The following is a 17,380-nucleotide window of genomic DNA, read 5'->3' as shown; positions in this document are numbered from 1 at the left end:
CCCGTCAGCATCTGGGGGGAATTGACGATGGCGAAGATTCACGGGAACGATCCGACCGGCTACTCGTACAGCGCGGCGGACACGCTCAAATCGGCTTCGACGGCGCTCGCGTCGTCGATCGGCGGCCAGTCCGGGTCGCGGTCGTCGTCGGTGACGACCGCGAGTGCAGAGTTCCGGGGGTACTTCTCCGAGGTCTTCGCGGACAACGCCGACATCGGTGCGCGCAGCGCGACGAAGCTCGTCGAGTCGTTGCAGAGCCTGTCGGGGTTCGTGCAGGAGCTCCGCGACGCCGCGAAGGACGAGGACGACCGGCGGAAGCAGGCGAAGGCGTGGGACGCCCGCAAGCGTGAACGCGAGGAGAACCTCCTCGTCGCTGCCGGGCACGAGGTCTCGACGTGGTTCGGCGGGGGCGACGACCCGAAGCCGCCGGAGCCCGAGCCGGAGCCGCGACTGCAGGCGGAGGAGGTCAGCGTCAAGGGCCGCGAGATCCCCGCGGGTGGTGGGACCAGCGGTGGGACGTCGTCGGCCGTCCCCGAAGACCTCCGCTCCTTCGAGGCGAACACCCGGACGCTCGACTCGGACCTGTCGAGCGCCGTCTCCACGTTCCGCAACGCCCTGAGCGACTACGAGGCCGAGTGCAACCCCTGCTGGGGCACCCTGAACGCCCAGTCGCTGCTGACCGCGGTGAACGACTGGCTCACCGCGAACGGGCAGGACGCCGACTGGGCGGGCACCGTCGCCGCGCAGTTCGAAGCCGCCGGTGGTGGTGCCGGGCCCGCGACGCTGTCGGACGCGGCGATCGCGGCCGCCCTGTCCGCGGCGGGGATCGACGCCGGACGTGACGACTTCACCATCGGACCGTTCTCGGCGATGGGGACGCCTCCGACCAACGGGTTCGCCGACGATCCCGTGAACACCGCCACGGGCAACTTCCTCGAGCCCGAGACCGACCTGTCCTTCGCGGGGCAGGCCGCGTCGCTCCGGCTCACCCGGATGTACAACTCGCTCGACGGCCGTGCCGGGGTGTTCGGGCTCGGGTGGTCCTCGATCCTCGACACCCGGCTGGAGATCACCGACGACGCCGCGTCGGTCGTGCTCGACGACGGCCGGCAGGTCGACTTCCTGCGGCAGGGCGACGGCTGGGACCGCGCGGTCGGCGAGGACCTGTGGCTCCGGGCCGAGGGGGACGCCCTCGTCGTCCAGGACAACGCCGGCGGTCACTGGGCGTTCACGCCGTCCGGACTGTGGTTGCGCAGCGGCCGTGGAGCCGGCACCACCGTGACCGTTCGGCGTGACGAGCAGGACCGCATCACCCGCCTGTCGCACGTGTTCGGACGGTTCATCGACGTCGAGTACGCGGGCGACCGCGTGGCGTCGACGAGCGCCTCCGACGGACGCCGCGTGGAGTACCACTACGACGATGCTCGCCGACTCGTCCGTGCGACGGACGCCGTCGGCAGCCGTCGGTACCGCTGGAACGACGACGGGCTGATCGACCGCGTGACCGCTGCCACGGGTGTGGTCGAGTGCGAGAACACCTACGACGCCCGTGGCCGTGTCGTCGAGCAGCGCACGCCGTTCGGACGGCGCGTGCGGTTCGCGTACCTGCCGGGCCGCGTCACCTCGGTCTCCGACGTCGACGGCGACCACACCAACACGTGGATCGCCGACCGCAAGGGCCGGGTCGTCGGGATCATCGACACCGACGGGCGGCGTCAGTCGATGTCGTACGACCCGCACGGCAACCTCGTCTCGGTGACCGAGCGCGACGGGCAGGTGACCGTCCACGGGTACGACGAGCGGGGACGGCGCGTCCGGACCGTGACACCGGAGGGCGCCGACCTGACCTTCGGGTACGACGAGCAGGACCGCATGACCACGGTGGTCACCGCGAACGGCGGGGTCGTCGAGTACGAGTACGCGGGCGACGACCGGAACCCCTCCGTCGTCATCGACCCTGTCGGCGGTCGCACGCTGCTCGAGTGGCGGGACGGCCTGCTCGTGGGGACGACCGATCCGATGGGCGTCGTCGTCTCCTTTCACCACGATGCGTCCGGTGAGCTCACCGGGGTCGAGAACGCCGTCGGCGACACCGCGCAGTTGGTCCGCGACCCCGGAGGCCGGATCATCGAGGCCGTCACACCGCTCGGCAACCGGACCCGGTACCGCTACGACGCCGCCGGCCTGCTCACCGCGCGTGAGGACCCGGACGGCGGGCTGTGGCGGTTCGAGCACGGCGACGGCGGTCGGGTCACGGCGACGATCGATCCGACCGGTGCGCGCACCGAGGTCGCCTACGGCCAGCACGGCGAGATCGTGTCCACCACGGATCCCCTCGGTCGCGTCGTGACGAAGGACTTCGACGCCTTCGGCAACGTCTCGTCGATGACCCTGCCCGACGGTGCCGAGTGGGCGTTCGTGCACGACGCGCTCTCCCGACTCGAAGCCGTGGTCGACCCGGCCGGTGGCACCTGGACACGCGAGCACGACGTGGTCGGAGCCCTCGGCGCGACGGTCGACCCCACCGGTGTCCGCACCGAGGTGGGGCGCTCGCGCGCGGACGGCGTCTCCACGGTCCGGGACGCCTTCGATGCCGTGTCCGTCACGACCGACGAGTTCGGGCGCCCGACCCGGCTCGAGCACACAGACGCCTCCGCCGAACTCACGACGTACGACGCCTGCGGCCGACCGGTCGAACTCGTCGACGCGGACGGTGGACTCACCCGGATCGAGCGTGACCTGGCCGGACGAGTCGTCGGTGTGACCACTCCGGCTGGCCGAACCACCCGGTACGAGTACGACGCGTGCGGTCGCCCGGTCAACGCGATCGACCCGGCCGGCGCACGCACCACGCTGACCTACGACGCCGATTCGCGGGTCGTCGCGCGCACCCTGCCGACCGGCGAGGTCGCCCGGACCGAGTACGACCGCCAGGGTCGGGTCGTCCACGCCGACGTCCCCGGAGTCGGCACCGTGCGGTACCGGTACGACCGGGTCGGTCGCGTGGTCTCGGCGCGGGACACCCGCTTCGGCCAGCGGAGCTTCCGGTACGACGCCGCCGGACAGCTCGTCGCCGCGGTGAACGGGCTCGGCGGCACCACCCGCTACGAGTACGACCAGCGTGGACGACTCGTCCGCACCGTCGATCCGCTGGGTGGCGTGACCGTCCGGACGTACACGCAGCTCGACAAGGTGGCCTCGTCCACGGATCAGCTCGGGCGCACGACGATCGCGACCTACGACACCGCCGGACGACAGCTCACCCAGACCGACCCGGACGGCGCTGTGCTGCGGTGGGAGTACGACGCAGCTGGTCGGGAATCCGCGCAGTACGCCGGTGACCGGTTGATCGGCCGCATCGACCGCGATTCCCGCACCCGCACGGTGACGATCACCGACGAGACCCGTCCGGACTCCCCCACCGCCCACGTCCTCGAGTTCAGCCGACTCGGGCAGCTCGTCCGCCGCTCAACCGGCGCGCGCGAAACGCGGTGGACCCACGATGCCGACGGGCTCAGCACCTCGGTGCAGTCTCCCGACGGGTCCACGACCCGGTACGAGCACGACGCGGCAGGGCGGGTCGTCCGGGTCGAGCACTCGGTCTTCGGCGAGGCCCGGTACGAGCACGACGCGGCAGGGCGACTCCTGCAGGCCCGCGCCGGCGATCAGCTGCAGACCTGGGAGTACGTGAACGGACACGTGGTCCGGCACGCGCGCATCGACGCGGAGGGCACGCAGGTCAGCACGGTCGCACGCGACGCCGATGGGCGGATCACCCGGGTCGACGGCGCCGGGAAGAGCGTCTCCTACGAGCACGACGATGCCGCACAGCTCGTGGCCGCCGTCCACGAGGGTGGTCGCACGGACTGGGTCTACGACGCGGCGGGGCGTCTGGTCGAGGAACGGACGGACTCCGCGGCCCGACGGTTCACGTACGACGCCGCCGGACAGCTGAGCAGGGTCGACGCTCCGGACGGATTGCCCGAAGTGGAGTACGCCTACGACGGCGCTGGTCGTCGGGTGCAGGCGCTCCGAGCCGACGGCGTGACGACCAGGTACGGCTGGACCCCGCAGGGTCACCTCACCGGAGTGGCGGAGTCCACCGCGGCAGGCAGCACCACAACCGACCTGCAGGTCGACGCCCTCGGTGAACTCGCCGATGTCGACGGCGTCCCGATCGACTGGGACACCGCCGCGTTCGCGCCGACGCTCCTGGCCGTCGGTGACGAGCCGGTGCTCCGCGCTCCCGGCGGCCTGATCGGGGTGGACGACCGCTGGATCACCAGCGGTCGACGCACGACCAGAGCAGCCGACGAAGCCGACCCGTGGCAGACGCTCGTCGACCTCGGCGGCTCCGGTCTGCCGGGCGGGGTCGCCCTCGGCGCCGACGGTTCGCTGCAGGTCGCCGGCCTGGAGTGGATGGGTGCTCGCGCCTACGACTCGTCGTCGCGCGGCTTCCTGTCCGTCGACCCGATCAGCGCGCCCGCCGGAGCAGCCTGGGCCGGCAACCCGTACTCGTTCGCCGGCAACGATCCGCTGCACGCCATCGACCCGCTCGGTCTCGCGCCCGTCACCGACGCGGAGCTGGAGGCCTACGCGGCAGCCGAACAGGGTCCGCTCGCCCGGGCCGCTGCAGCCACCGGTGACTGGTTCGCGGACAACTGGGAGTACGTCGCCGGCGGTGCCATGGTCGTCGCGGGCGGGGTGCTCGTCGCCACCGGCGTCGGCGGTCCGGTCGGCATGATGCTGATCAGCGCCGGTGCCGACACCATCATCCAGAAGGCCACCACCGGCGAGGTCAACTGGGGCCAGGTCGCCGTCAGCGGGGCCTTCGGTGCCGTCGGCGGTGGCGCCGGAGCCCTGATCGGCAAGCAGCTGGTCAAGAACGCAGCAGAAGGTGCGGCGGAGAACGTCGCGAACTACGCGGTGGGTGGCCAGCCGGTGACCCCCGGCGGCCTGCTCCGGAACGCTGCCGAGGGTGCGGCGACGTCGGCGGCCACCGGCGGCACGATGTCGAAGGTCCACCTGCCGACGTCCGTGGCGAAGCTCGGCGACGAGACGCCGGTACCACCGGGCATCATCTACCGGCGCACGGACATCACCGACGGCCTGAAGCCCTACATCGGACAGACCAAGAGTGAAGACCACTTCCTCCTGCGCCAGGCCGCTCACGCACGAGAACACCCGGATGCGGCGTTCAGATTTGAGAGGATCGACAGGGGGCACCCAGGAGTCGACCTGGACCGTCGAGAAGAGTTCCACATTCGCAACGAAGGCGGACCCACGAACAAGGGCAACCCGGATGGCGGCCTGTCCAACAAGCGCCACCAGATGAGCGACAAGCGTTACGACGCGGCAGGAGGAAGCCCGTATTGAGTACGAAACAGCAGGTCTACAGGGTCTCGATCGGCGACATCTTCACAGTGCCCCTCGGCGACGGCAGGGCTGCCCTCGGACAAGTGATCGGCAAGTACAAGAGTTCGTTCTACGTCGTCGTCTTCGATCTGGTCGTTCCTGAAGATGCAGTTCAGAGCCTCGACCTCAGCGAGGTGGCCGCAACTCCGCCACTCCTGGCCCGGATGACGTTCGACGCCCGATTCCGACCGGGGATGTGGCAGATAGTGGGCCACCGCGCTCCGGATCAGGCACGTTTCCTGCCCGCCTACAGCTTCGGATCAGACGACTACGACGGAGTCCGGGTGACGAACTTCGACGGAACGAGAATGCGCCGGGCAACGGGACAGGAGGCTACCCAGGTCCCGCGGCTCACGATCGATTCCCCGATCGTCCTCGAGAAGGCGGTTCGTGCTCACTTCGGTCTGGAACCGTGGCTCCCGGCCTACGACGAAGTTCGATATCGTCCAACTCCTACGTCGTCCGAATTGTTCGGCGACTAGCAGTCCGTGAACGACGATCCTGAATCAACCAGGGAGATCATGATCTGGATGAGGAAGAGGAACGTCGACAGTCTTGAACTTCCGGGGTTCACAGATGCGACGCGGGATGAACTCCGCCGGCCCTCTGTCGTCGGCTCCGCGCAGATTTCGGACGAGTGAACGATCGTGACCCGTGACACGGCAGACTCCACCGGGGGCGCGATGACCCTCGAGCGCGCGGGCACGCTCGACCTCATAGGCGTCGACTTCCGGCTTGAGCTGGGGTTCGGCAACGGCTACCGCGTCCAGCTCGAATCCGAGTGCACCGTCACCGACCGGTCCGGAAGCACCGCGGTCGTCGATCCCGACCGCAAGGACTCACTGCTCCCGGTTCTGCGGCTGTTCGGTGCCGAGCTCGTTCGGAGTTCGACCGAGAACGGCGTACTGACGCTGATCTTCGACGGCGGGGACACCCTCGTCGCCGGTCCCGATGCCGAGTTCGAGTCCTGGCAGGTCTCCGGGCCGAAGAGTCGCCCGGCCCGCACCGAGCCGCCGACCGGAAGCACGAGCACGGGCACCGGCACGGAAGGAGATCGAGGATGGGCGGCGTTCCGCGCCAGCCCTTCGCGCTGGACATCGCCGGCGACACCGTCGACCTCATCAGCATCGGACCAGACGTGACGATCCGCTTCTCGAGCGGTGCTTCGCTCCGGTTCGAGACCGACTTCGCGCTGACCGGCTCTGACGGGGAACACGCGTTCCTCGATCCCGGCGACAAACCGTCCCTGCTCGACCTCCTTGCCCTGCACAACAAGGTCGTCTCGGACGGTGCAGTCACGGGCGCGCGGATCGCCATCCGGTTCGCCTCGGGTGAGTTGCTCGAGGGCTGGTCGAACCGCCGAGGTCCGTCTTGGCACTACAGCGAACCGGGGCGCGCACGAGTGGACATCGACGTTCTGCCCGACGGCGAGGTCCGGTACCGACACAGCCCGTCGTCCGCGGAGATCAGACGGTGACGGACGTGCCCCCGGCCATCTCGATCCACCATCTCCGAGCGGTCACCAACGGAACGACTGTGGACCTGCCAGATCGTGTCGTCGAGGTCCTCGCCGCAGTGGGATCGGACGCGCAAGTGCTCGTCTCCGACGTGTCCGCACGCTCGTTCGCAGCGGTCATCCGGCGGTCCTACTCGAAGCAGGAGCCGAACCTCGTACCGTTCATCGACCCACTCGAAGCTCTCGCGGACGAGCTCGTCCTGATCTGTCAGATCGAGCACGGCGATGAACTCGTGACGGTCGTGTTGCGCGCGACGGACCGAACGCTCGTGGCAGCCACGACGATCGACCGCTCCGTCGGACTCGTCCACATCACCGTCCAGGAACTGCGCACGCGCCTGCGCGCATCAGACGCCCCGGGGGCGGAACTGGCGCTCACGGTGGCATCGCAGTGTCCGGCCGAACAACGGGTCCGCGTCTTCGAACAGGGCGCCCTTTCGACGGCACGGACCTTCCTGACGAAGTACACAATGGCGGCCAAGAGTGGCTCCGACGTCCGCGGGCTCGACGAGTTCGCCAGTGCGCTCGTGCCGCTCGGCGACGAGCAGCCGGGGTTGTGCACCGTGCAGGCTGACACCGCGGTCGCGATCATCGCGTTCACGCCAGGCAGGACCGACGTCCTCGCTGCCATGAGCGTGGGTGGCTTCTCGCCACAGGTCGAGACGACAGAGGAGACCGGATGACCACGACATTGCCGAACGACCTCGAGATGGTCACGTACACGATCCCCGCTGATCACATCGTGCTGCCCGATCTGGTCCAGTTCTCCTCAGAGCTCGATTCACCCGGGCTCGTCTGGGTCCTCACGACGCTGTACGCCATCACGTCCCCTGCTCAACCAGGTCCACCTGCCGACAGCGGTGAACAAGCTCGGCGACGAGCTCCCGACGGCCTTCGAAGCTCAGAAGATCTGCCGTGTCTCCGGCGGAGATGCTCAGGCGACCGGTGCCTCATGGACACCTTCCCACCCTGGTTCTGTTGCCAACCACCGCGACGTCGCAGGGCTACCGTCAGGGAAGACTGAGCCCGGTCACAGCGTGAACTCGGGGCAGTTCCTGCTCGAAGCAACGTTGCGCGACTCCCTCCCCAACGGCAACGGCATCGATCCGGAGAACTGACATGCAAGAAGTCTTCTTTCTCTCGTCCATGGACAGCAAGCGGTTCTCGTCCGTCTTCCGGTGCGAAGTGGAACGACCGATCGAGCTCCCGAACGGTCACCATGCGCTGATGGTCACCTGCGATCCCCCGCTGAACGGTCAGGAGCTCGGCCACCCGCTGGGCGTCGGGGAGCTGTTGCTCTGGGGTCGCTTCGAAGACGAAGACCTCTGGACCTTCCCCGCCTTCCCGCACTTCGTGCAGATCTGTCTCCCTGACGTCGATCTGCCTGTCCATGCCATGCCTCCGAGCATCGCATGGGGCGAGATCTACAAGACCGAGGCAGACGCGCACGCCCACGAGATGAGCGCTCGCCCGCGCTCCTCGACGAAGTGATCGATCTGGTCGGCAAGCTCCGGCAGACTCGCGAACCGCCCGACGAGGCAGCAGGAAGCGCCTCGAACGGAACGAATGCCGGACCACCCGCTTCGTGAGCCGGAATGGTCGGGTGTCGGACGGTGACCCGACCATTCCTGCTCACGAAGCGACCGAACGGGCGCAACGACGGACGGGAGGCGCGGTGCCAGCTGGCACCGCGCCTCCCGTCCGTCGTTCGGTCGTCTCTACCGCGCGCTGGCCGCGCCGCGCCGCTGGACCACCTCGGTGAGCCACGCGAGGATCCGGGCGTCGAACCAGTCGGCGTCGTGGTTCCACAGCTTCGTGTGCCGGGCCGTGGTCTGGATCTCGAGCCGGACCAGGTCGGGCCGCGCGCGGGCCAGGTCGTGCGAGGCCGAGGACGGCACGAAGCCGTCGTCGTCGCTGTGCAGCAGCAGGATCGGCACCGTGAGTTCGTCCGCACGGGTGACCATGTCGAGCTCGCGCAGGTCGACGGGCCGCTGCAGCCCGGCCAACCGGTACAGCACGGGCGTGCGGAGCAGGCGCTGTGCGACCTTGCGGACCGGCCGCGGCAGGCGCAGGAGCTGGCTCTGCGACTTCAGGACGGCGTGCCAGTCGACCACGGGTGACTCGAGCACGACCCCGTCGACCAGCCCGGCGAACCGCGAGCGGAGCAGGGTCTGCAACACGACGGCGCCACCCATCGACCAGCCCATCAGCACGACGCTCTGGGCGTCCTGCGCGGTGAGCCAGCGGAGCACGGAGTCGACGTCCTCCCACTCGGTGCTGCCGAGGCCGTAGCGACCGTCGACACTGGGCGGGGCGACGCCGTCGTTCCGCCACGAGGCGAGGACGACCGAGTAGCCGGCGGCGCGGAAGACCGGGACGGCGCGGATGGTCTCGGCGCGGGTGACACCACGGCCGTGCACCAGCACGGCCCACGGGGCGTCCGGATCGTCGGCGCGGACGACCCATGCCGGGGCAGGGCCGTTCGGGGTGGGGATGTCGACGTCCTCGACGGGCACGTCGAGTTCGCCGGGTGTCAGGTAGAACCAGCCGCCCCAGCGACCGCGACGGGCGGCGGTCGGGTCGCCGGCGTCGATGGCGATGATGCGGCGGGTGACGGTGGTGTCGGTCGTGCCGAGCACTTCGCCGACGCGCATGTGTCCGGTGCCGCCGCCGAACCAGAGCGAGTAGCGGCCCTGCAGTTCCGTGTCCGCGGTGCGCTCGATCGTGACGGTCTTCCGGACCGGGTCGACGGCGTGGATCGGCACGCGCTCGTTGCGCTTGCGGTCAGGCGTGACGACGGCGCGGGCGACGGCGGCGACGAAGCCACCGATGACGGCCGTCCCCACCGCTGCTGCTGCCAGACCGGCGCCGAGTGCGATGAACCCGGCCGATCGAGCGGTCTCCTGGACGACGTCCTCGGCGGGTCGCGCGGATCGGGACATGGCCCGGAGCCTAGTCTGCATGTGTGTCCGAAACCCGAGAGCCCGACGCCTTCGCGCGGCTCCGCGCGTTCGTGTCCGGCGGCAGCGGCCGTGCCGAGACCACCGTCACCGAGATCCCCTCGCCGACCCGGATCGCACCGTTCTCGATCGCCCTGGCGGCGGACGTGTCCGGCACCGCGCACGGCGTCGAGTCGGACCTGGGCACCGGGCGCTTCATCGCCCTGTACGACCCGGAAGAACCCGAGGGCTGGGGTGGCGCGTTCCGCGTCGTCTCGTTCGCCCAGGCGCCGCTCGAACCGGAGATCGGCGTCGACGAGTTCGTCGCGGACGTGACGTGGAGCTGGCTCGTCGACGCGCTCGAGTCGCACGGTGCGACGTACGACCACGCCTCGGGCACGGCCACCAAGATCATCTCGCGCGGGTACGGCGACCTCGCCGCACAGGGCGACGGCGCCCAGCTGGAACTCCGCGCGTCGTGGACACCACGCGGCGACGACCTCACCGCACACGTCCGGGCCTGGCAGGACATCGTCGCCATGCTCGCCGGTCTGCCTCCCGCATCGGACGGCGTGACCCTGCTGGCCCCGAGGAGGCTCGCCAAGTGACCGATCCCGCTCCCCAGGACGCCGCCAGCCCCGCTGCCGGCTCGGCTGCTCCGGCTGCCGCTGCCGGTTCGACTGCTCCGGCCGCCGCTGCCGGCTCGGCTGCTCCGGCCGCCGCTGCCGGCCCCGCCTTCGAGGCGTCGCACGACGCCGTCAAGGTCATCGACACGCACGACGAGTACCTCGACGCGGTCGCCGCCATCGCCGCCGGGCACGGCCCGGTCGCGGTCGACGCCGAACGCGCCAGCGGCTACCGCTACTCGCAGCGCGCGTACCTGATCCAGGTGTTCCGCCGTGGTGCCGGTGCGTTCCTGTTCGACCCGATCCCGATCGGCGACTTCTCCGCCCTGCAGGACGCCATCGTCGACGAGGAGTGGCTGTTCCACGCCGCCTCGCAGGACCTGCCGTGCCTGCAGGAGGTCGGCCTCGTCCCGACCCGCATCTTCGACACCGAACTCGGCGCCCGCATCGCCGGCTTCCCCCGTGTCGGCCTCGGTGCCGTCGTCGAGCAGTTGCTCGGCATCACCCTGGCGAAGGCGCACTCGGCCGCCGACTGGTCCACCCGTCCCCTGCCCCAGTCGTGGCTCGTCTACGCATCGCTCGACGTCGAGCTGTTGCCCGACCTGCGCGACGCCCTCGCCGAGAAGCTCGACGAGGCCGGCAAGTCCCGCATCGCGGCCGAGGAGTTCGACGCGGTGCTGCACCGTGCACCGAAGCCGGCCCGCGCCGAGCCGTGGCGTCGGTTGTCGGGCATGCACGCGCTCCGTGGTGCCCGCGCCCTGGCGATCGCCCGGTCGCTGTGGCTCGCCCGTGACGAGTACGCCCGACAGGCGGACATCGCCCCGGGCCGCACCATCCCCGACGCCGCGATCGTCGCCGCTGCGGCCGCCGCACCCGAGTCGCGCGCCGAGCTGGGGGCGCTGAAGGCCTTCACGGGCCGCGCCAGCCGTTCCGAGCTCGACCGCTGGTGGGCCGCCGTCGACGAGGGCCGCACCACCGAGGACCTCCCCCGCCTGCGTGGTGCCGGCGAGGCGACGCTCCCGCCGCCGCGCGCCTGGGCCGACCGCAACCCCGCGGCCGACCGCCGGTACAAGGCCGCGCGCGCCGCGGTGACGAAGCGTGCCGAGGAGCTCGACATCCCGCTCGAGAACCTGCTCACGCCGGAGACGCTCCGGCTCGTGTCGTGGGCACCGCCGTCGCCGGTGTCGACCGAACTGGTCGGAGCCGCCCTCGCCGAGCACGACGCGCGCCCGTGGCAGGTCGAGGAACTCTCGTCGATCATCGCGTCGGCCTTTGTCGTTGCTGCACAGCGGCCCGCCGCGACGGACGACGACGAGTCGTAGGAACTGCCCAACCGGCATGCGGCCGCCCAGGGTGGGGGCATAGCGTCGGCAGGGTCGCCGGGCGAGGCCCGGCCAGGCCGGAGCGACCTGCGTTCCGGCCCGATCGAAGAGGATCTGGGAGGCCCGGATTGCCAAAGGCATCAGACGTCGTGTTCGTGGACGGCGTTCGCACACCGTTCGGACGAGCCGGCGAGAAGGGGGTGTTCTGGAAGACGCGGTCCGACGACCTCGCGGTGCACGCGATGCGCGGACTGCTCGACCGGAACGACTCCCTCGACACCGCAGCGGTGGACGACGTCGCCGTCGCCGCGACCACGCAGCAGGGTGACCAGGGCCTGACGCTCGGGCGCACGGTCGGCATGCTCGCAGGCCTGCCGAAGTCGGTGCCCGGCTACGCGATCGACCGCATGTGCGCTGGCGCCATGACGAGTGTCACGACGCTCGCGGGTGCCATCGCCTTCGGTGCCGCCGACGTCGCGATCGCCGGTGGGGTCGAGCACATGGGCCGCCACCCGATGGGCTTCAACGCCGACCCCAACCCGCGTTTCGTCGCGGAGCGCATGGTGTCGAGCGACGCCCTCGTCATGGGCGCCACCGCCGAGCGCCTGCACGACCGCTTCCCCGCGATCACGAAGGACCGCACGGACGCCTACGCCGTGCAGTCCCAGCAGCGCTACGCCGCCGCCTGGGCGAACGGCAAGCTGCAGCCCGACGTCATCCCGGTCGAGGTCAACAAGGGCGACGGCTGGGACGTCATCAGCACCGACGAGCCGCCCCGGCCGGGTACCACCCTGGAGGCGCTGGCCGCCTTGAAGACGCCGTTCCGGCCCCACGGACGGGTCACCGCCGGCAACGCAGCCGGACTCAACGACGGCGCGACCATGAGCCTGCTCGCGTCAGAGGACGGTGCGAAGCAGCACGGCCTGTCGACGAAGATGCGCATGGTGTCGTTCGCCTTCGCCGGCGTCGAGCCCGAGGTCATGGGCGTCGGCCCGGTCCCCGCCACCGACAAGGCACTGTCGAAGGCCGGGCTGTCGATCGACGACATCGGCCTGTTCGAGATCAACGAGGCGTTCGCCGTCCAGGTGCTCGCCTTCCTCGACAACTACGGCATCGCCCAGGACTCCCCGAACGTGAACGCGTGGGGCGGCGCCATCGCCGTCGGCCACCCGCTCGCGTCGAGCGGTGTCCGACTCATGAACCAGCTCGCGGCGCAGTTCGCCGAGCGACCGGACGTCAAGTACGGCATCACCACTATGTGCATCGGGCTCGGCCAGGGCGGCACCGTCATCTGGGAGAACCCGAACCACAGCAAGTCGGCCGAGCGTTCCGCTCGGAAGGGGGCGTGACCATGACCATCGTCGACAACGACCGACTGGCCGAACTCAGCGAGGACGAGGTCGTCACCCACTCGTTCGTGAAGCACGTGACCATGCCATCGGGCGGCACGCTGGCACTCATCACGCTCGACAACGGCAAGGACTACAAGCGGCCGAACACCCTCGGACCCCGCACGCTCCGTGAACTGTCCGGGGTGCTCGACACCCTGCGGACCGAGGCCGCCGCCGGCACGATCCAGGGCGTCGCGATCACCGGCAAGGAGTACTGCTTCGCGGCTGGGGCCGACCTGTCCCAGGCCGCAGCGGTCCCGTCGCGCGAGGCCGCGCACGACCTCGCCGCCCTCGGGCACGCCACACTCCGCAAGTTCGCCGACCTCGGAGTGCCGTCGTTCGCGTTCGTGAACACCCTGGCGCTCGGGGGCGGGCTCGAGATCGCCCTGCACTGCACGTACCGGGCCTTCTCGTCCGCCGCGCAGGGCATCGGCCTGCCCGAGGTGTTCCTCGGCATCATCCCCGGCTGGGGTGGCGCGACACTGCTCCCCCGCCTGATCGGCCCGGAGCGCGCGCTCCGCGTCATCGTCGAGAACCCGCTCAAGAACAACCGCCTGATGGACGGTCCGGCCGCGGTCGAGATCGGCATCGGCGACGTCCTGGTGCCGTCCGTCACGTTCCTGCCCTCGTCCGTTGCCTGGGCCGATCGTGTCATCACCGGCGCGACCAAGGTGGTGCGGAAGAACGAGCCGGGCATGCTCGAGAAGGCGGCATGGGGCACCGTCGTCAAGGTCGCGCGTGGCCAGGTGGCGTCGAAGATCGGCACCGTGCCGAAGTCGCCGTTCCGAGCACTCGACCTGGTGGCCGCCGCCAAGTCGGGTTCGCTCGACGAACGGTTCGCCGACGAAGACGACGCCCTCGCCGACCTGCTGTCCGGCGACCAGTTCGCCGCGTCGATGTACGCCTTCGACCTCGTGCAGAAGCGCGCGAAGAAGCCCGTCGGCGCTCCGGAAGGTGTCGAACCGAAGAAGATCACCAAGGTCGGTGTCCTCGGCGCCGGGCTGATGGCCTCCCAGTTCGCACTGCTCTTCGCCCGCCGTCTCGGGGTCCCCGTGGTCATCACCGACGTCGACCAGTCCCGTGTGGACGCCGGTGTCGAGCGGATCCGCGGCGAGGTCACGAAGCTGCTCGACAAGGGCCGGATCTCCCCCGACGACGCCAACCGCATCACCGCACTCGTCAGCGGGTCGGTGTCGTACGACGCCTTCGCCGACGCCGACTGGGTGATCGAGGCCGTCTTCGAGGAGATGACCGTCAAACAAGAGGTCTTCCGGAAGATCGAGCAGGTCATCGCCCCGGACGCCATCCTCGCCACGAACACGTCATCGCTCTCCGTCGACGAGATGGCGTCGGTCCTGACGAACCCGGAGCGGCTCGTCGGCTTCCACTTCTTCAACCCGGTCGCGGTCATGCCGCTGCTCGAGGTGGTGCGCGCGGCGAAGACCTCGGACGAGGCCCTCGTCACCGCCCTCGCCGTCGCGAAGACCCTGAAGAAGACCGCGGTCATCACCGCGGACCAGCCCGGCTTCGTCGTCAACCGGGTGCTCGCCCGGGTGCTCGGCGAGGCGATGCGCGGCGTCGAGGAAGGCACCTCGTTCGACACCGTCGCCCAGGGTGCCGCACCGCTCGGCCTGCCGATGTCGCCGTTCGAGCTGCTCGAGCTCGTCGGGCTGCCGGTCGGTGCGCACGTGCTCGACTCGCACCACGCCGCCTGGCCGGAGCGCTTCTACCCCGGCGACGGCCTGAAGAAGATCGCCGAGCACGGGACGATCCTGACCCGCGACAAGAAGGGCAACGCGACCGGGTACGACCCCGCCGCCGTGAAGCTCGTCGCACCGTCCAAGAAGGACGCGAAGCCCGTCGACGCCGCCGAGATGCAGCGCCGGTTCGAGGACGCCCTGGCCGACGAGCTGCACCGCATGCTCGAGGACAAGGTCGTCGAGCACGTCGAGGAGATCGACCTCGGGCTCATCCTCGGCGCCGGCTACCCGTTCCAGGCCGGTGGGATCAGCCCGTACCTGGACCGCTCCGGTGCCTCCGAGCGTGTCTTCGGCGGTACGTTCCACGAGCCCCGGATCGTCGGCCCCGCTTCCCGCTAGGCCCAGTACGCAAAACACCGGTGTTCGCGCACCGAACACCCGCAAACCGCGGAGTGCAGCGCGAACACCGGTGTTTTGCTGACCGGACCCGGACCCGGACCCTGACCGGACCCGGGCCGAGCGGTCAGCGGTCGGACGCGGCGGACTCGCGAGAGCGCGCGGGCTTCGCCTGCGGCAGCTTCGTCCCGACGACCTGGTCGATGACGTCGCGGGCGATGGCCTGCGCCGTCAGCCCCGCGTCGGCGAGGATCTGGGACCGCGTCGCGTGGTCGATGAACGCGTCGGGCAGCCCGAGCTCGTTCACCCCGGTGTCGACCCCGGCGGCGCGCAGGTCCTGCCGCAGCCGAGTCCCGACGCCGCCGACGCGCACGCCGTCCTCGATCGTGATGACGAGCCGGTGTGAGCGCGACAGTTCGATGAGCGAACCCGGGATCGGGACCACCCAGCGCGGGTCCACGACGGTGACGCCGATGCCCTGCGCCTCGAGCAGCGCCGCGGCCTCGAGTGCCACCGGCACCATGGACCCGACGGCGACGAAGAGGACGTCCTCGACGTCGTCCGCGGCGGCGTGCAGCACGTCCACACCGTCGGGGAGACGACGGACCGCGGGGATGTCCGGCCCGACCTGCCCCTTCGACCACCGCAGCACGGTGGGGGCATCGTCGACGGCGATCGCCTCGCGGAACTCCTCACGCAGTGTCGCGGCGTCGCGTGGTGCGGCGATCCGGATCCCCGGCACGACCTGCAGCAGTGCGAGGTCCCACATGCCGTGGTGCGACGGGCCGTCCGGACCGGTGATGCCGGCACGGTCGAGCACGAACGTCACGCCGGCCCTGTGCAGGGCGACGTCCATCAGCACCTGGTCGAACGCCCGGTTCAGGAACGTCGCGTAGAGCGCCACGACCGGGTGGAGTCCCCCGTACGCCAGGCCCGCGGCGGTCGTCACGGCGTGCTGCTCGGCGATGCCGACGTCGTACACGCGGTCGGGGTGCTGCTCCTGGAACAGGTGCAGCCCGGTCGGCCGGAGCATCGCCGCCGTGATCGCGACGATCCGAGGGTCCGAGGCGCCGGCCTCGGCCAGGGAGGACGCGAACACCGAGGTCCACGAGGGGCCCGACGCGGCGTCGAGCGACTCGCCCGTCTCCGGGTCGATGTGGCCGACGGCGTGGAACTGGTCGGCCTGGTCGCGCAGGGCGGGCTCGAAGCCGTGGCCCTTCTCCGTGATGACGTGCACGATCACGGGAGCGCCGTACTCCTTGGCCTGCCGGAGCGCAGCCTCCATCGCCTGCTGGTCGTGCCCGTTCACCGGGCCGATGTACTTGATGTCGAGGTTCGAGTACAGCGCCTCGTTGTTCGTCAGTCGCGACAGGAAGCCGTGCAGGCCCCCGCGCATGCCGCGGTACACCGCACGACCCGGAGCACCGAACCGCGCCGCCACGGCCTGCGTGCTCTCGTACAGGGCCCGGTACTCGCGGCGAGTGCGCACGGAGCTCAGGAACCGCGCCATGCCACCGATGGTCGGGGCGTACGACCGGCCGTTGTCGTTGACGACGATGACCAGGCGCCGGTCGTTGTCGTCGGAGATGTTGTTGAGCGCCTCCCACGTCATCCCACCGGTGAGCGCGCCGTCCCCCACCACCGCGACGACGGTGCGGTCGGTCTGGCCGGTCTGCCCGAACGCGCGGGAGATGCCGTCCGCCCACGACAACGACGACGACGCGTGCGAGGACTCGACGATGTCGTGCTCGGACTCGCTGCGCTGCGGGTAGCCGGCGATGCCACCGCGTTCGCGCAGCTTGGAGAAGTCCTGCCGCCCGGTGACGAGCTTGTGCACGTACGACTGGTGCCCGGTGTCGAAGACGAAGGGGTCGTTCGGCGAGTCGAACACGCGGTGCATCGCGAGCGTCAGCTCGACGACACCCAGGTTCGGCCCGAGGTGCCCACCGGTCTTCGCGACCTCGGCGACCAGGAAGCGTCGGATCTCGGCGGCGAGGTCGGTCATCTGCGCGTCGGAGAGACGCTTCAGGTCGCGCGGCGACGTGATGCTGGCGAGCAGGCTCACGGGCGCTCCT

Annotated in this window: 12 protein-coding genes; 10 read left to right on the top strand and 2 right to left on the bottom strand. The window is 70.2% G+C overall.

Annotation, left to right across the window (positions count from 1 at the left end):
• Positions 1-27 precede the first annotated feature (27 nt).
• From ASF75_RS01850 to ASF75_RS01825, 6 genes are all read left to right on the top strand, one after another.
• Positions 28-5,376: a DUF6531 domain-containing protein gene (locus ASF75_RS01850; protein WP_056068488.1), complete on the top strand. Its 5,349-nt coding sequence runs from the start codon at positions 28-30 to the stop codon at positions 5,374-5,376.
• Positions 5,373-5,897, top strand: coding sequence for an Imm26 family immunity protein (locus tag ASF75_RS01845; protein WP_017886115.1), 525 nt, complete (start codon positions 5,373-5,375; stop codon positions 5,895-5,897). Before ASF75_RS01850 ends, ASF75_RS01845 begins: the two co-directional genes overlap by 4 nt.
• Before the next feature lie 165 nt (positions 5,898-6,062).
• The gene (locus ASF75_RS01840; protein ID WP_056068486.1) at positions 6,063-6,557 is read left to right on the top strand and encodes a DUF6188 family protein; all 495 of its coding nucleotides are present in this window, start codon (positions 6,063-6,065) and stop codon (positions 6,555-6,557) included.
• Positions 6,554-6,892 carry a DUF6188 family protein gene (locus ASF75_RS01835; RefSeq protein ID WP_056068484.1) on the top strand — a complete coding sequence of 113 codons (339 nt, stop codon included), beginning with the start codon at positions 6,554-6,556 and terminating at the stop codon, positions 6,890-6,892. Before ASF75_RS01840 ends, ASF75_RS01835 begins: the two co-directional genes overlap by 4 nt.
• 59 nt (positions 6,893-6,951) lie before the next feature.
• Complete coding sequence (locus tag ASF75_RS01830; protein ID WP_056068483.1) at positions 6,952-7,614, top strand: hypothetical protein; 663 nt, start codon at positions 6,952-6,954, stop codon at positions 7,612-7,614.
• Positions 7,615-8,050: 436 nt separating this feature from the next.
• The gene (locus ASF75_RS01825) at positions 8,051-8,422 is read left to right on the top strand and encodes a hypothetical protein (protein WP_056068480.1); all 372 of its coding nucleotides are present in this window, start codon (positions 8,051-8,053) and stop codon (positions 8,420-8,422) included.
• Positions 8,423-8,649: 227 nt separating this feature from the next.
• Here ASF75_RS01825 and ASF75_RS01820 read toward each other — a convergent pair whose 3' ends face one another.
• Entirely contained in the window at positions 8,650-9,873 is a 1,224-nt protein-coding gene (locus tag ASF75_RS01820; protein WP_017886109.1) for an alpha/beta fold hydrolase, read from the bottom strand.
• A gap of 23 nt (positions 9,874-9,896) precedes the next feature.
• Here ASF75_RS01820 and ASF75_RS01815 point away from each other — a divergent pair, with 23 nt between their 5' ends.
• The 4 genes from ASF75_RS01815 (at position 9,897) to ASF75_RS01800 (ending at position 15,308) form a co-directional block, all read left to right on the top strand.
• Positions 9,897-10,478: a DUF3000 domain-containing protein gene (locus ASF75_RS01815; RefSeq protein ID WP_017886108.1), complete on the top strand. Its 582-nt coding sequence runs from the start codon at positions 9,897-9,899 to the stop codon at positions 10,476-10,478.
• Positions 10,475-11,818, top strand: coding sequence for an HRDC domain-containing protein (locus ASF75_RS01810; RefSeq protein WP_371830317.1), 1,344 nt, complete (start codon positions 10,475-10,477; stop codon positions 11,816-11,818). The genes ASF75_RS01815 and ASF75_RS01810 overlap by 4 nt, the downstream gene beginning before the upstream one ends.
• A gap of 149 nt (positions 11,819-11,967) precedes the next feature.
• On the top strand, positions 11,968-13,167 hold the full coding sequence (locus tag ASF75_RS01805) for a thiolase family protein (RefSeq protein WP_017886106.1): 1,200 nt from the start codon (positions 11,968-11,970) through the stop codon (positions 13,165-13,167).
• A gap of 2 nt (positions 13,168-13,169) precedes the next feature.
• On the top strand, positions 13,170-15,308 hold the full coding sequence (locus tag ASF75_RS01800; RefSeq protein WP_056068478.1) for a 3-hydroxyacyl-CoA dehydrogenase NAD-binding domain-containing protein: 2,139 nt from the start codon (positions 13,170-13,172) through the stop codon (positions 15,306-15,308).
• A 124-nt stretch (positions 15,309-15,432) separates the two neighbouring features.
• Here ASF75_RS01800 and dxs read toward each other — a convergent pair whose 3' ends face one another.
• Complete coding sequence (gene dxs / locus ASF75_RS01795) at positions 15,433-17,370, bottom strand: 1-deoxy-D-xylulose-5-phosphate synthase (protein WP_056068476.1); 1,938 nt, start codon at positions 17,368-17,370, stop codon at positions 15,433-15,435.
• Positions 17,371-17,380 lie beyond the last annotated feature (10 nt).

Source organism: Curtobacterium sp. Leaf154 (assembly GCF_001424595.1).
Taxonomy (GTDB): Bacteria; Actinomycetota; Actinomycetes; order Actinomycetales; family Microbacteriaceae; genus Curtobacterium; species Curtobacterium poinsettiae.
The sequence above is the reverse complement of the archived record's forward strand: the minus strand, read 5'-3'. Positions and strand labels throughout refer to the sequence as shown.